This window comes from Dyella sp. S184, from assembly GCF_009766065.1.
Classification (GTDB): Bacteria; Pseudomonadota; Gammaproteobacteria; order Xanthomonadales; family Rhodanobacteraceae; genus Rhodanobacter.
Genome location: NZ_LMUE01000009.1, coordinates 467,119 through 482,053 on the forward strand (window position 1 = coordinate 467,119; position 14,935 = coordinate 482,053).

The 14,935-nt window shown below is 62.5% G+C and carries 16 protein-coding genes; 7 read left to right on the forward strand and 9 right to left on the reverse strand.

Features of this window, described 5'->3' with window-relative positions:
• Positions 1-3: 3 nt before the first annotated feature.
• The 4 genes from GSQ75_RS14315 to GSQ75_RS14330 form a co-directional block, all read right to left on the reverse strand.
• Positions 4-1,062, reverse strand: a complete 1,059-nt coding sequence (locus tag GSQ75_RS14315; RefSeq protein WP_158755530.1) for an NADH:flavin oxidoreductase/NADH oxidase — start codon at positions 1,060-1,062, stop codon at positions 4-6.
• 52 nt (positions 1,063-1,114) lie between these two features.
• Positions 1,115-1,993, reverse strand: coding sequence for an alpha/beta fold hydrolase (locus GSQ75_RS14320; protein ID WP_254058588.1), 879 nt, complete (start codon positions 1,991-1,993; stop codon positions 1,115-1,117).
• A 117-nt stretch (positions 1,994-2,110) separates the two neighbouring features.
• A complete protein-coding gene (locus GSQ75_RS14325) occupies positions 2,111-2,320 on the reverse strand; it encodes a cold-shock protein (RefSeq protein ID WP_158755532.1) in 210 nt (69 codons plus the stop codon).
• Positions 2,321-2,584: 264 nt separating this feature from the next.
• Positions 2,585-2,794 (reverse strand): cold-shock protein, encoded by a 210-nt coding sequence (locus GSQ75_RS14330; RefSeq protein WP_158755533.1) that lies wholly within the window; start codon positions 2,792-2,794, stop codon positions 2,585-2,587.
• 373 nt (positions 2,795-3,167) lie between these two features.
• On the opposite strand from GSQ75_RS14330, the gene GSQ75_RS14335 reads away from it, so the two are divergent.
• On the forward strand, positions 3,168-3,647 hold the full coding sequence (locus GSQ75_RS14335) for a hypothetical protein (protein ID WP_158755534.1): 480 nt from the start codon (positions 3,168-3,170) through the stop codon (positions 3,645-3,647).
• A 6-nt stretch (positions 3,648-3,653) separates the two neighbouring features.
• Here GSQ75_RS14335 and GSQ75_RS14340 read toward each other — a convergent pair whose 3' ends face one another.
• On the reverse strand, positions 3,654-4,901 hold the full coding sequence (locus GSQ75_RS14340; protein WP_158755535.1) for a crosslink repair DNA glycosylase YcaQ family protein: 1,248 nt from the start codon (positions 4,899-4,901) through the stop codon (positions 3,654-3,656).
• A gap of 200 nt (positions 4,902-5,101) precedes the next feature.
• On the opposite strand from GSQ75_RS14340, the gene GSQ75_RS14345 reads away from it, so the two are divergent.
• Both GSQ75_RS14345 and GSQ75_RS14350 read left to right on the forward strand, forming a co-directional pair.
• Positions 5,102-5,473: a hypothetical protein gene (locus GSQ75_RS14345; RefSeq protein ID WP_158755536.1), complete on the forward strand. Its 372-nt coding sequence runs from the start codon at positions 5,102-5,104 to the stop codon at positions 5,471-5,473.
• 201 nt (positions 5,474-5,674) lie between these two features.
• Complete coding sequence (locus GSQ75_RS14350) at positions 5,675-6,715, forward strand: phospholipase A (RefSeq protein WP_254058608.1); 1,041 nt, start codon at positions 5,675-5,677, stop codon at positions 6,713-6,715.
• 10 nt (positions 6,716-6,725) lie between these two features.
• Here GSQ75_RS14350 and GSQ75_RS14355 read toward each other — a convergent pair whose 3' ends face one another.
• Positions 6,726-7,910 carry an NAD(P)/FAD-dependent oxidoreductase gene (locus tag GSQ75_RS14355; RefSeq protein ID WP_158755538.1) on the reverse strand — a complete coding sequence of 395 codons (1,185 nt, stop codon included), beginning with the start codon at positions 7,908-7,910 and terminating at the stop codon, positions 6,726-6,728.
• Positions 7,911-7,921: 11 nt separating this feature from the next.
• Positions 7,922-8,404: a peptidylprolyl isomerase gene (locus GSQ75_RS14360; protein ID WP_158755539.1), complete on the reverse strand. Its 483-nt coding sequence runs from the start codon at positions 8,402-8,404 to the stop codon at positions 7,922-7,924.
• A gap of 120 nt (positions 8,405-8,524) precedes the next feature.
• Here GSQ75_RS14360 and dacB point away from each other — a divergent pair, with 120 nt between their 5' ends.
• A complete protein-coding gene (gene dacB, locus GSQ75_RS14365; RefSeq protein WP_254058589.1) occupies positions 8,525-10,075 on the forward strand; it encodes a D-alanyl-D-alanine carboxypeptidase/D-alanyl-D-alanine-endopeptidase in 1,551 nt (516 codons plus the stop codon).
• A 19-nt stretch (positions 10,076-10,094) separates the two neighbouring features.
• On the opposite strand, the gene GSQ75_RS14370 is transcribed toward dacB, so the two are convergent.
• Complete coding sequence (locus GSQ75_RS14370; RefSeq protein ID WP_158755540.1) at positions 10,095-10,580, reverse strand: glutathione peroxidase; 486 nt, start codon at positions 10,578-10,580, stop codon at positions 10,095-10,097.
• A gap of 100 nt (positions 10,581-10,680) precedes the next feature.
• On the opposite strand from GSQ75_RS14370, the gene GSQ75_RS14375 reads away from it, so the two are divergent.
• From GSQ75_RS14375 to GSQ75_RS14385, 3 genes are all read left to right on the forward strand, one after another.
• Positions 10,681-11,691 (forward strand): methionine ABC transporter ATP-binding protein, encoded by a 1,011-nt coding sequence (locus tag GSQ75_RS14375; protein WP_158755541.1) that lies wholly within the window; start codon positions 10,681-10,683, stop codon positions 11,689-11,691.
• A complete protein-coding gene (locus GSQ75_RS14380) occupies positions 11,688-12,365 on the forward strand; it encodes a methionine ABC transporter permease (protein WP_158755542.1) in 678 nt (225 codons plus the stop codon). Before GSQ75_RS14375 ends, GSQ75_RS14380 begins: the two co-directional genes overlap by 4 nt.
• Positions 12,366-12,594: 229 nt before the next feature.
• Positions 12,595-13,392, forward strand: a complete 798-nt coding sequence (locus GSQ75_RS14385) for a MetQ/NlpA family ABC transporter substrate-binding protein (RefSeq protein WP_158755543.1) — start codon at positions 12,595-12,597, stop codon at positions 13,390-13,392.
• Between the two features lie 4 nt (positions 13,393-13,396).
• Here GSQ75_RS14385 and pncB read toward each other — a convergent pair whose 3' ends face one another.
• Positions 13,397-14,581: a nicotinate phosphoribosyltransferase gene (gene pncB / locus GSQ75_RS14390; RefSeq protein ID WP_158755544.1), complete on the reverse strand. Its 1,185-nt coding sequence runs from the start codon at positions 14,579-14,581 to the stop codon at positions 13,397-13,399.
• Positions 14,582-14,935: the final 354 nt, after the last annotated feature.

Genomic DNA, 14,935 nt, shown 5'->3' on the forward strand with positions numbered 1-14,935 from the left:
TGTTTACCAGGCACGCCGATACTGCACCGGAGCTTCGACTTGCGCATCCAGCAGGTGGGCTGCGCGGCGTGGGAAATACGGGTCACGCAGGCTCTCGCGGGCAATCAGCACGACATCGGCGTCGCCGTTGGCAATGATCGCCTCAGCCTGTTCCGCCTTGGTGATCAGCCCGACCGCGCCGGTGGCGATATGCGCTTCGCGACGAATGCGCGCGGCGAACGGCACCTGATATCCGGGCGCCAGGGGAATCTTCACATGCGGTACCAGGCCGCCGCTGGACACGTCGATCAGGTCCACGCCCAGCGCCTTCACCTGTTGCGCCAGCTGCACGCTCTGCTCGATATCCCAGCCGCCCTCGGCCCAGTCGGTCGCCGAGATGCGCAGCCACAGCGGCAGTTCCGCCGGCCATACCTCACGCACCGCAGCGATCACTTCGCACACCAGTCGCGTGCGGTTCTCGAAGCTGCCGCCATATTCGTCGCTGCGTCGATTGCTTAGCGGCGACAGGAACTGGTGCAGCAGGTAACCATGCGCGGCATGGAGCTCGACCAACTGGAAGCCGGCCATCAATGCACGTTCGGCTGCCGCGCGGAAATCGGCGATCACCTTGCGCAAACCATCGGCATCCAGCGCCTGCGGCGTGTGCCAGCCCTGGTCGAATGGCAGCGCCGAGGGTGCAACGGTCGTCCAGTCACCCTGCCCGACCGGCAGCGGGCCGCCGCCCTCCCATGGCCGCTGCGCCCTCGCCTTGCGCCCGGCATGGGCTAGCTGCACGCCGGCGATCGCGCCCTGCCCACGGATGAAACGGGTGATCGGCTGCCAGGCAACGCGCTGCGCCTCGTTCCACAACCCGGTATCACCGGGCGAAATGCGCCCCTCGGCCGATACCGCGGTTGCCTCGGAAATCACCAGCGCGGCACCACCTGCGGCACGGCTTCCCAGATGCACCAGATGCCAATCATCCGGCAGACCATCGATGGCCGAGTACTGGCACATCGGTGCAATGACGATGCGGTTGCGCAAGACCAGACTGCGCTGGGTGAACGGGGTGAACAGACTCATGATGGCGCCTTGCTTGAAACATCCAGACGAGATGATGGCAACCACGCTGGCTTCAAGAGCGCCGGCTTTCCTGCCTTGCCAGCCATTGCCCAATGCGGGTAGCGACCGGTCGTGGTGTCTTCATCCAGCCGAAGTGATCGGCCGGACCGCGCAGTTCCTGCGAAGTCACCACGGCAACCTCATGCCGCGCAAGCGGCAGCTTGCCGAGCAGCCAGTCCAGCGAGGCCGCCGGACTGAGCCAGTCTTCCTGCAGACGCAACGCCAGCACGGGCCGTTCCAGCGCGGCCATGCCCGCCTCCAGGTCGCCCATGTGATCGGCGGCGTAGCGGCCGCTGCGACCAGTACGCGCCCAGTCGCGGATCACGCCGCGCGCTTCGTTGCCACCGAAACCGATCCGCCGTCCCGGCAGGTAGCCACACAGGTTGGCCAGCAGTGGCGCGAGCACATAGGCCATGACAATCAGCCGGCCATAGCGGAAGCGACGCCAGTACGGTGATCCGGTTGCCACCAGCACCAATCCGGCCAGTTGCTCCGGATGCAGGCCGGCATAGACCGTGGACAACTGGCCGCCGAGGCTGTGGCCACCGATCCAGCAGCGGGCATGTGGCAGCTCGCGCCGCACCGCAGCCAGACCGGCAGGCACGTCATCGACAAGCAATTCCCGATAGGCCCAGTCCTGTTGCCGGCCGGCCCGCTGGTTGCTGGAACCGATGCCACGCCACTCGTGGATCGCCACCGCGATGCCCTGCTCCGCCAGCGCCTCAGCCAGTGGCAGGTAATGCCTGGCGGGCACACCCAGCGCCGGCAACCAATACAACAGCTCGTGCCATGCACCGGCGGGATGGACGCACAGCAACTCAAAGCTGACGCCCTCTCCCACCGAAATGGGAAATACCGCCTGCCTGGCCTGCATGACGGTTATCGGCGGCATGGGGCTGGCTGCATTTTCAACAGAATGATTCGACATTCCGACAGGCTAGCGAATTGGCGTGACCATCACAAAAAAAGGCCGGCTTGCGCCGGCCTTTAACCAATCTGGTCGCGGCAATCAGGCGGCCGAAACGTCTTCGGCCTGCAGGCCCTTCTGGCCGTCGACGACCTTGAAGCTGACCTTCTGGCCTTCCTGGAGGCTCTTGAACCCCGTGCCAGTGATGGCACGGAAATGCACAAACACGTCAGGGCCATTTTCCCGGCTGATAAAGCCGAAACCCTTGGCGTCATTGAACCACTTGACTGTACCTACTTCACGATCCGACATGACTCACTCCGATCCAAATCCAGACGCTGAGACAAACCGGCCCCCTCGGGCCGACGGCTTACTGAGCATGCAGCGGGTCGGGTGTAACGATAGGGATTCAGGAAACCCCGTACCGGGCACGCACGTGGCCGAGCAGACACAGTGCCCCAAGCATAACGGATTTTCAGCACGCAAGTGATTTGTCAAGCCGGCTGTCACGGCCATTATCCGGGCAAGAAAAAACCGGACATTACTGCCCGGTTTCCCTTGCACCCATGGCGGCAATCAGGCGGCGGACACTTCATCGGCCTGCAGGCCTTTCTGGCCCTGCACCACCTTGAAGGAAACCTGCTGGCCTTCCTGCAGGCTCTTGAAGCCCGAGCCGGTGATCGCACGGAAATGCACGAAAACGTCGGGGCCGTTGTCACGGGCAATGAAACCAAAGCCCTTGGCATCGTTGAACCACTTGACGGTACCGATCTGACGATCAGACATGAAAATCACTCCACTGGGTTTATATAGACTCGACCTGTACAAATGCAGCAGGCCGGCTTACTGGTATGCGAGGAAACAACCCTGGGGTGAACGATGAGGCAGATCGCGGATCGGCTGCATCGGGCCACAAAACTCTGCTGACCCCGGCAAACACAGTAGTCAAATCATAGCGGCAGAATAGCGGCAGAACCTGACAGATATGCAATTGTGCAGTGCCGCGCAAATGAATCCGTTCCCGCGGATTATGCCAACTGATGACAAATTCAGATTTTCTTTACCTCCAACCCGGTTTAGTGTGAATAAGTCCATCAGCCTGATGCCGCTGGCTCATTTCGACGCTGCCGGCAAGACCCGTTACCAAGGAGAGCCGATCATGTCCACCCTGCCCCGTCTGACCCTGGCCGCCGTGATCGCCACCCTGCTGCTGGCGGGTTGCGCCCATCAACCCGCGGCCAAGACCACGCCGAAAGCCGCCACCTCTCCCGCGACTACTACTGCTTCGACTCCGACGGCCACAGCTACTGGCAGCGGCCAGGTTCAGCACCACGTGGCGACCACTCATGGCCATGTCAGCGTCCAGAATATGAACCTGCCAGACCGGACCGGCATTCCGGCCTGTGACGACTATCTGGCCAGCTATATGGCCTGCCATCGCGCGGCGGGTATCTTCACACCGGATCAATTGCCGGCCCGTTATCAGGCCATGCGCACCAGCCTGCTGGCCGATTCGCAGAATCCGGATATCCGCCCGGAACTGGCCGCCCGCTGCAATGGCCTGGCTACCTCATTGCGTGAGGCCCTGCACGGGAAGTCGTGCGCGGTGAGCCCGGCTCCGGCCAGCAGCACGCCCTGACGTCACCTAACCCATCTCGCGCCAGGCTACGCGCAAGGCTTTCGCCACGGTTGCCGGCTGTGTGCGCCCCAATTTGACTTCGGGCGTACCGTGCCAGTGCGCGGTAGCGGCAATTGCCGCGGCCACGGCCTGCACCAACGGCGGTTCCGGTATCACTCCTGATTCCAGGAACAGCGCCTTGACTTCGAACACGCCATCGCCCCGGTGGGCCTTGGCATCCAGTCGGCCAACCAACCGGCCACGATGCAGGATGGGTAAAACGAAATAGCCATAGTGACGCTTCGCGGCCGGCGTGTAGCACTCGATGGTGTATTCGAAATCGAACATCGCCCGCGCCCGCGCCCGGTCCCATACCAACGGGTCGAACGGTGACAGCAGGGTGGTATGGGTGGCGCGCAGGCGACCTTGCAGCGCCTTCTTCAGCACATCGGCATGGTCACAATGGACATAGCCTGGGACTTTCCAGCCCTGCACCGGCACGCTCAGCAGCTCCCCACGGGCCAGCAGCGGTGCCAGTTCCGACTCGGCAACCGCCGGTTTCAGCCGGTAGTAATCCGCGATCCAGTCGGCCTGCGTCACGCCCAGCGCACGCACGCTGTCGAGGATAAAACGTTGCCGCAAATGCACCGCGGAGAGTTTGTCGGCCGTGGTATCGAATGGTGGGTCAAGCCTGGCAAGTACGTTCGCGGCCAGATCGTAGACACGCTGGAAATTTTCGCGCCGCGCCACCATCAGTTCACCCAGCGCGAACCATGCCTCCAGCCAGCGCTTCTCCGGCTTCCACTCCCACCAGCCCGTCTTCGCGATTCCTTCGCTGCCGCCCTTGCGGGAAAAATCCACCGCACGCGCTGGGCCGGAGGCACGAATGCCATCCAGCAGCGCGTCCATGTCGGCGCGTTGTTCGCGATGCATGCGCTGGGCATGCCGATGCGCCCAGTGATTCCCGCGTTGATCCAGCCAGTCGCGGTGCAGGCCGACGTCGGCCGCACCGACGAAGCACGCCTCGTGCGCCCAGCATTCGGCCAGCTGACCCTGCGCCAGCGCCTCATCCAGCCACGCCATCGGGTAATCGCCGAGGCGGCTATGCAATACCAGATAAGGGCTGCGCGCGACGACATGGATGGTGTCGATCTGCAGCAGCCGCATGCGCTCGATCGTCGTCACGATGTCACTGCGCCGTGGCCGGCGACGCAACGGCTGCAGCAAACCTTGCGCCGACAATTGCAGCAAACGCGCCTGCGCCAGGCTCATCATGTGGCGCTTACCTGAAGCTGCGTGCAACGACACGGCAGCTTCACACCATCATGACCAAGATATTGAGCCGGCATTTACAAAGTCCTTGTTAGCGTAACCCCCGAGTCCGGCAACCGACAGCGGAAATCTTTGCGCTGAATCGGCAGCGGATGTCCTCACCAATGTTTTTCCCGCAAGTATTCTGGCATGGAGTATCGAAGATGAAATCTCGCAAGCCACTTCTATCCGCCCTCACCGCCGCTGCATTGTTGTTCGCCAGCACGCTGATCGCCCAGGACGCACCACCCCCGCCTCCGCCTCCGCCGCCTGCACCGATGTCAAGTCCCGCACCGACTGAGAGAGCAGCCTATCCGACGCCGCAAGGCCAGGTCGTCGTGCACAGCGCAGCAGCACCCGCACCCATGATCGATCCCGCACCCCCCTTTGAACAATTGTCCGGTGGCGGCAAATGGATCACCGAGGATCAGGCAGCCGCCTATCTACCGCTGGCCAATGACTTCCTCAATGCCAGCCACAACGGCAGGCGCGTCAGCAAGGCCCAGTACGACGAGTGGGTCAAGCAGCTTCAGTAAGTAAGAAAGGTCGCCCTTGCACCAAGCCGGTCACCGCACAGGTGGCCGGCTTTCTTTGGCCGGACAGGCACTCTTGCACCGGATATCCTCTGCATACCCACCCGACTTGATCGGTCTTGCATGGTTCTGATCTGGAGCATTCGCCAGATGAAGCCTCATCATCTTGCCGTGCCGCTGGCGTGGGCAGCCATCCTGCTGGCCATGCCTGGTCATGCGCAAAATCCCGATCCGAGCGACATCCGCGCCTGCACGGCGATCGAGAGCGACGCGCAGCGGCTGGCTTGCTACGACCACGCGACAGGTCGCGTAAACCTGCCCGCCGCACAGAAGCGGGTCGACCGGGAAACCGTCACACCAAGCATCTTCGGTCGTGAGCACACCGGCACGTCGACTACGGCAGCACAGGGCAACAACGAGGTGGCCCAGCCACTGTCCCTGCTCGACAGTCGTTGGGAACTGTCGCCGGAGAGCAAGCTCGGCACGTTCAATGTGCGCGGCTACAAACCGGTCTATGTGATGCCGGTATTCGCCACCAGCAACCAGAACGATGAGCCGCACAGCCCCAATCCGGTCAACACTGTGACCTCACCGCAACCACTGGACAATGTTGAGGCGAAATTCCAGCTCAGCCTGAAAACCAAGGTGTGGCAGGGCGTGTTCGGCGATGCCGGCGACTTGTGGGTGGCTTATACGCAGGATTCGCACTGGCAGGTCTACAACTCGGAGGCCTCGCGCCCGTTCCGCGAAACCAATTACGAGCCCGAGGCGATCCTGATGTTCGACACCAACTATCAGGTGTTCGGCTGGGACGGGCGGTTGCTCGGCATTGGCTTGGACCATCAGTCCAACGGCCAGTCCGACCCACTTTCACGCAGCTGGAACCGGGTAATGGCCGATATCGGCTTCGAGCGTGACGGCTGGACCGTGATGCTGCGTCCGTGGTGGCGCATTCCTGAGTCGCGCGCTGACGACAACAATCCCGACATCAGCAATTACATGGGTCGTGGCGACATGCAGATCATCCACGAATGGAATGGCCAGGAGTTCGGGCTGATGCTGCGCCATTCGCTACGTGGTGGGAGCGAAAGTCATGGCGCCGCCCAGTTCACCTGGAGCTTCCCGTTGATCGGCAACCTGCGCGGTTATATGGAAGCCTTCAAGGGCTACGGCGAAAGCATGATCGATTACAACCACAACGCCACTTACCTCGGCGTCGGCATCTCGCTGCTCGACTGGTATTGAGCGCGACGGGTCAGTGCCACCATCCTGTTTTCATGCCGGCAAGAATCTTCAGCATCTGTCCCTTGGCCAACGGCATCCGGCCAAGTGGCCCGAAACCGAGGTCGCGCAACCGTGCCAGGTCATCGCGTTCAGATTGGAATAGCGGCGTCAGCCAACGGCTGAGCCGTTGGTACACGGCCACGTGGTGCCGACGTGCGCGTGGATACAGGCGCAGCGCTACCTCGATGTCGTCAGTGGCTGCCAGCGCATCGGCCAGCGCCTGAGCATCCAGTAGCGCCATGTTTACACCCTGCCCCAATTGGGGGCTCATTGCATGCGCCGCGTCGCCAATGAATAGCGCGCGTCCGTGCACCGGCATGCGCAGCACCACGTCGCGATAGCGTGCCCGCTGCAGTTGCTGAGGCGCGTGAATCGATGCAAGAAGTGACGTCGCTTCGGGCCATAGCACAGTCACTCGCTCGCGCAAATTCATCAGTGCCGCGTCATCGAACGCATCCACCTGGTCGCCTGGCAGACTGAAATAGAAGGTGAGCCAGCGACCGTCGCGATCGGGCCGTCGCCCGACCGGCAACAGCCCGATCATCTCGCGAGTGCCGCCATAACGCTGCTGCAATACGTCGTGATGCGGCCATTCCTCCGCCGGCAACAGGCACCACATCGCGCCCCATGGGTATGTCTGCTGGCGCCTTATCAGTTGCGGCATCGATGCACGCAACCGCGAGTGCGCGCCGTCGGCGACCACGACCAGGTCGAACGGGCCATGGCGCTGGCCGGTGCCGTCGCGCAAGTAGCGACCCTGCGCTTCGATGGCTTCAATGGACACACCGGTATGGATCTGCGCGGCATCCGCATAAGCATTCCGCAACAAGGTGAACAGGCTGCCGCGGGTCAGCCCGAGGCCGAAGCAGTCGGCCGCGCGGTCGGCATAGCGCATGTCCATCACACAGCGGCCACGTAGATTGCAGCCATACAGCCGTCCGATCCGTTGGCCTTGTGCCAGTGCCTGCTCGTGCAGACCAAGCCGAGCAAGCACGCCGAGCCCGGTCGGCTGCAGCAGGAAACCGGCGCCAATTGGGCCAGGCGCCGTGGCCTGTTCGAACACGCTCAGCCGATGACCTTGTTCCGCCAGAAACAGCGACGCCGCCTGACCGGCGGCGCCGTAACCCACAATCGCAATATGCCAGCGTCCATGCATGGCGTCGGCAATCAGTGGTGATGACCACCGGCGCCATGCACGTGACCGTGCGCCAGCTCTTCTTCGCTGGCAGCGCGCACGTCGGTCACTTCGACCGCGAAATGCAGGGTCTGGCCGGCCAGCGGATGATTGCCGTCGATGAACACCTTGCCGTCCTCGACTTTGGTCACCGTGACGTTGATCTCACCTTGCGGGCCGCGGCCCTGGAACTGCATGCCGGGCTGAATGTCATCGACGCCCTGGAACGCCTCGCGCGGCACTTCCTGCATCAGCTCGGCGTGATGCACGCCGTAGCCCTCCTCGGGCGCCACGTCGACGGTGAACTTGTCACCGACCGCGCGACCTTCCATCTGCTTCTCCAGGCCAGGCACGATCTGCCCGCTGCCATGCAGGTAGGTCAGCGGTTCACGCCCGTCGGAGCTGTCGATGACCTGACCCTGGTCGTCGGTCAGCGTGTAATGAAAGGCGGCAACGGAATTCTGGGCAATCTGCATGAGCGTCTCACGAATAGGTTCAAGTCCGCCGGCCAGGTGCCGACACGAAGCCGCAAGTTTACCAGAACCGCGAGAACCCACTGGGCTGCAGGGGGTGGCGGGATTGGCGATACTGTGGCCATGAGTCCATTGCCAAGACGCTTGCGCCACCACCTCGCTGCATGCCTGCTGCTGGCCAGTGCCTGTTGGCTCGTCATGCCGCCCGCGGCGGCACAGACTCCACCACCAGTTGCCGGGGCCGCCACGGCCGCAGCGCTGACGGCGCAGATCGATGCGCACATCGAACAACCCCGCTTCAGCGCGGCCAGCTGGGGTATCTCGGTCGTTTCCCTCGACAGCGGTCGCACGCTATACGCGTACCACGCCAACCAGCTTCTGCAACCGGCATCCACCGCCAAACTTTTCACCGCCGCACTGAGCCTGTCCACGCTGGGTGCGGATTACCGCATCTCCACGCGACTGCTCGCCAGCGGACGCCTGCACGATGGACGTCTGGATGGCCCGCTGATCCTGTACGGCATGGGCGACCCCACCCTGGGGACCACCAGCAGCGCCGACTGGGCCGATCAACTGGCTACCCAGCTGGCGACACGTGGTGTACGGCTGATACATGGCGACCTGATCGCCGACGATTGCTACTTCACGGGCCCTTCGTTCGGTACCGGCTGGGAAGCCGGTGACTTGCAAAGCTGGTTTGCGGTGCCTTCTTCCGCGCTCAGCGTGCAGGAAAACACCGTCGATATCACGGTGAGCCCGGCCACCACGGCAGGCTTTCCGGCCGGCCTGAATTTTGACCCTGACGATGCCCGGCCGCCACTGCTCGGTCAGATCATCACGACCCTGCCGCGCACGCCAGGCGACATCAATCTTTATCGGGCGCCGGGGACAGGCACGCTCTACGCCTTCGGCAGCATGCCGGCGCGCACACCGCCACAGCATTTCAAGCTGGCCATGCTGGATCCGGCCTTGCAGGCAGGCCAACAACTGCGACAGGCGCTGGCCCGTCGGGGTATTCGCGTCAGCGGCAAGTTGCAGGTAATCCACTGGCCGCAGGACGATGCCAGCCTGCTGGCTCACACCGACACACTGGGCGAAGTATTCTCGCCGCCGCTGCTGGATATCCTGCAACGTGGCCTAAAGCGATCGCAGAACCTGTACCTGCAGAATCTGCTGTTGAGTGTTGGTGCGCATGAGCAGGCCAACGATCCCTCGCCAGCCCCTGGCTTCACCAACACCGAGAGCTATGGCATCAAGGCGTTGCAGCAGTGGCTGCCGCAGGTCGGCATTCCATCATCATCCAGCCTGATCGGCGAAGGTACCGGGCTCTCACGCCGCGACCTCGTCACGCCGGATGCGCTGGTGCACCTGCTCAGCTACCTGGCTGCGCAACCCTATGCCACGGCGCTGCGGGAGGCGCTGCCAATCGCCGGCGTGGATGGCACCCTGATCGGCCGCATGCGCCAGACGGCCGCCGAGAACAACGTTCACGCGAAGACCGGCAGCATGACCTACGTGCACTGCATGGCCGGCTATGTCACCACGGCGACCGGCGAACGGCTGGCGTTCGCGATCATGCTCAACAACTACGAACCGGCGACGGACGAACCCCACGCCAGCCGCGACCTTGATGCCATCGCGGTTTTGCTGGCGAACTATCGCGGCCGCAATTGAGCACAGCCGCGGTCCAGTGTCAGCCGCCCAGGCGTGCCAACGTGTCCTTGCCGATCTTCTCCGGTGTATCCGTGGACGCATAGCGCTTCACCACCTGACCTTCCGCATCGACCAGGAACTTGGTGAAATTCCACTTGATCGACTCGCTGCCGAGAATGCCCTTGCCTTCGCTCTTCAGCCACTGATAGAGCGGATCCGCATGCTCGCCGTTCACGGCGATCTTGGAAAACATCGGAAACGTCACGTCGAAGTGGGTACTGCAGAAATCCCTGATCTCGGCCTCGTCACCGGGCTCCTGATGACCGAATTGGTCACACGGAAAGCCCAGCACCACCAGCCCGCGGTCGCGCTGATCCTGCCATAGCGTCTCCAGTCCCTTGTACTGCGGGGTGAAGCCGCATTTCGAGGCGACATTGACGATCAGCAAGGTCTTGCCGCGCCATTCGGCCAGCGAACGCGGGTTGCCGTCGATATCGCGGACAGTGAAATCGTAGACGCTGGGCATGACCGTGCTCCGACTGATTGGACCAATCCAGCAGTCTACGCCATTGCACGTGAGGCTCGTGGCATAGAATGGCGCTTTCGCCAGCAGTCCAGGGCCCGTCGTGATCCGCTTTGTCGATGTCCACAAGTCCTACCGCGTCGACGGCCAGGACATTCCCGCGCTGCAGCCGTTCAACCTCGACATCGCCGATGGCGAGGTATTCGGCATCATCGGCCTGTCCGGCGCCGGCAAATCGACGCTTATACGGCTGATCAACCTGCTCGAGCGACCCAGCGGCGGCAGCATCTTCATCAACGACATCGAGATGACCGCGCTGGCCGAACCGGCACTGCGTGCCCAGCGTCGAAAGATCGGCATGATTTTCCAGCATTTCAATCTGCTCGCCTCGCAGACGGTGGCAGACAATGTCGCGTTTCCGCTGCGACTGGCCGGCGAGCGCGATGCCGATGCGCTGCGCCAGCGCGTCGACGAGCTGCTGGCACGAGTCGGCCTTACCGCGCACGCCGACAAGTACCCATCACAGCTTTCCGGTGGCCAGAAGCAGCGCGTCGGTATTGCCCGCGCACTCGCCAACCGGCCATCGATCCTGCTGTGCGACGAGGCAACCAGCGCGCTCGATCCGCAGACCACGGCCTCGGTGCTGGAATTGCTGGCCGAGATCAATCGCGAATTGAAACTCACCATCGTGCTGATCACCCACGAGATGGACGTGGTGCGCCGCGTCTGTGATCGCGTGGCGGTGCTGGATGCTGGCGTGATCGTGGAGCGAGGCGCAGTGGCAGACGTGTTTCTTCATCCGAAACACGCCACCACCAGGCGCTTCGTCAACGAGGCGTTGCCGGAAGAGGCGGCCAGCGAGCTGGCGCCATTCACCCAGGTACCTGGGCGCATCCTGCGGCTGAGCTTTCGCGGCGATACCACGCTGACGCCCGCGCTGGGCCGCGTGGCCCGCGAGACCGGGATCGACTTCAACATCCTCGCCGGGCGCATCGATCGCATCAAGGATCTGCCGTACGGCCAGCTCACCCTGGCGATGCAGGGCGAACACGTGGATGCCGCGCTGACCGCGTTGCGCGAGGCCGGCATCGAGATCGAGGAGTTGCACCGATGAACCTGCTGCAGACACTGTTTCCAAACATCGACGACTGGGGCGAACTTGGCCGCGCCTGCATCGATACCCTGCTGATGCTCGGCGGCTCACTGCTGCTCACCGTACTGATCGGCCTGCCGCTCGGTGTGTTGCTTTATCTCACCGGCAACGGCCAGTTGCGACCGATGCCCAAGCTGTATGCGATCACCTCGCTGCTGGTGAATATCCTGCGCTCGGTGCCGTTCATCATCCTGATGATTGTGCTGATGCCGGTCACCTACTTCCTGGTCGGCACCAAGCTCGGCATCCGCGGCGCGATCCCGCCGCTGGTGATCGGTGCGGCGCCGTTCTTTGCGCGCCTGGTGGAGACCGCGCTACGCGAAGTACAACAGGGCGTGATCGAGGCCAGCCAGGCGATGGGCGCCAGCCTCTGGCAGATCGTGCGCCATGTGCTGCTGCCGGAGGCGCGCGGCGGCATCTTCGCCGGCATCACCGTCACCGCGATCGCCCTGGTCGGCTACACCGCCATGGGAGGCGCCATCGGTTCCGGCGGACTGGGCGACCTGGCTTACCGTTACGGTTATCTCAGCTACAAATCCGACTACATGCTGGTCACCGTGGCGCTGCTGATCGTGCTGGTGCAACTGCTGCAGATGATCGGCGACCGCATCGTGACGCGTTATAAGCAACGCTGATTTGGTTATTTGTGTTTGGCGGCACAGGCGGCCTACCTTCATTGGCCGCCTATGAGGATCGCCAACATGAGCTTGCTGCTCGCCGCCGTCGCCGCCATCCTGGCCCTGCTCTTGCTGGCGGGCTACGCCAGGCCGAAGGCGTGACGCGTTACAGGCAATGCCGGCCTCATGTTTGTGTTTGGCAGTATAGACGGCTTATTATTGTGCGACGCACAAGAGAACATGCCCGATGAAACTGCTGCTCGTCACCCTCGCCGCCACGCTGGCCTTGCTGCTCCTCGTGGGCTGCTCCGCACCCAAGGAGGACGAAAACACGCTGACTGTGGCCGCGACTGCGGTACCGCATGCGGAGATCCTCAAGCAGATTCAACCCCTCCTGGCGAAGGAAGGGGTGAACCTGCAGATCAAGGTATTCGCCGACTACGTGCAGCCGAACACCCAGGTCGCCGAGAAGAACATCGACCTCAACTACTTCCAGACCAAGCCGTATCTGGACGCGTTCAACCGCGAGCGCGGCACCCACCTCACCATCATCACCGGGGTACACATCGAACCGTTCGGCGCGTATTCGCGCAAGTTCAAGAGCATCGACCAGCTACCTGACGGCGCCAGCGTGACCATCCCGAACGATCCGAGCAACAACAGCCGCGCACTGCTGCTGTTGGCCAAGCATGGACTGATCACGCTGAAGGATCCCACCAACGAACTGTCCACGCTGAAGGACATCACCGCGAATCCGAAGCACCTGCAGTTCCGCGAGCTGGAAGCAGCCATGCTGCCGCGCACGCTGGACGAAGTGGATCTGGCCCTGATCAATACCAACTACGCACTAGCCGCTGGCCTCAACCCGACCAAGGATGCGTTGCTGATCGAGGACAAGAACTCGCCCTACGTGAACTACCTCGTCGGTCGCCCGGACAACCAGAACGACCCGCGCGTGCAGAAGCTGGCCAAGGCGCTGAACAGCCCCGAGGTGAAGGCCTTCATCGAGCAGAAGTACCACGGGGCTGTGCTGCCGGCGTTCTGACCACTTAGCCCTGCGTTGCGGGTATCTCGAATACCTGACGCAGGTAGGCCACATACGCCGGGTCCTCGCACATGTTCTTGCCTGGTGAGTCGCTCAGCTTGGCCACCGGCTGACCATTGCAGCGGATCATCTTGATCACGATGTTGAGCGGTGTCGGACCCACGTCATTGGTCAGGTTGGTGCCTACGCCGAACGCCAGCAGGCAACGATCGCGGAAGTGTGCGTACAGCTGCATCACCTTCGGGATATCCAGTCCGTCGCTGAACACCAATACCTTGCTGTGCGGATCGACCCGGTTCGCGCGGTAATGTGCCAGCACTTTCTCACCCCATTCGAACGGATCGCCCGAATCGTGCCGGGTACCGTCGAACAGCTTGCAGAAGTACATGTCGAAATCGCGCAGGAATGCGTTGAGTCCGTAGACATCCGACAGTGCAATACCAAGATCGCCGCGGTACTCCTTTGCCCATGCCTCCAGCGCCGCTACTTGCGAATCGCGCAGACGCGGGCCCAGTGCCTGATGTGCCTGCAGGTATTCATGCGCCAGCGTACCCAGCGGGACCAGGTTGAGTTTTCGCGCCAACCATACATTGCTGGTACCGGCCAACTGCGCGCCGAGTCCGTCGCGCAGCGCGGTCACCACCTCTTCTTGCCATACCCGCGAGTAACGCCGGCGTGTGCCGTAGTCGGCAATGCGGCAGCCGGCGTAATCCGGTGTGTCGCGCAACAAGGCAATCTTCGCGTGCAGTCGCTGGCGCCCTTCGGCGAGATCGAGGCCAGCGCTGGTATGCCGGAAATACACCTCGTTGACGATCGCCAGCAACGGCACTTCAAACAGGATCGTATGCAGCCATGGCCCACAGATGCGGATTTCAATCTCACCATTGGCAGCTGCGGCCGGAGTGATCTCCACGTATTTCTCGTTGAGCTGGAACAAGCCGAGAAAATCGACGAAGTCGCTCTTGATGAAGCGCCAGGTGCGCAGATACTCGAGCTCATCCACCTTGAAACGCAGCTGGCACAACGCGGCCAGCTCGGCGCGGATCTCGTCGATGTATGGCACCAGGTCGATGCCCGGGTTCCGACACTTGAAGCGGTATTCGACTTGCGCGGCCGGATACTGGTGCAGCACCACCTGCATCATCGAGAACTTGTACAGGTCGGTATCGAGCAGCGAGTCGATGATCATCAGTTGCTCATGCGGGAGAGGATGTGCACGCGGAGCATTATCCATGTCGAAGCACATCGCACGCGAACGACACTTTTGTTTCGCGCAAAAATAAACCCCATCAGCCAGGGGAGGACTGATGAGGTTTGTCAGGCGGCCTCCAGGGGAGGAAAGACCGGCCCCTCAGCAACACGTTGAACTGTGCCACTTCCTGTCGCCTCACGGCGATACATGGGCTTAGTGTGGTCACACCGATGTGAGTTCAACGTGCATGCCGAATTTGTTCAGCTTATCGACAGGCTTCCGGAGTGCGGTGGCCACACATAACCCGGGCCGCATGACCATACTGACTCTACAATTTCTTTACATCCATGC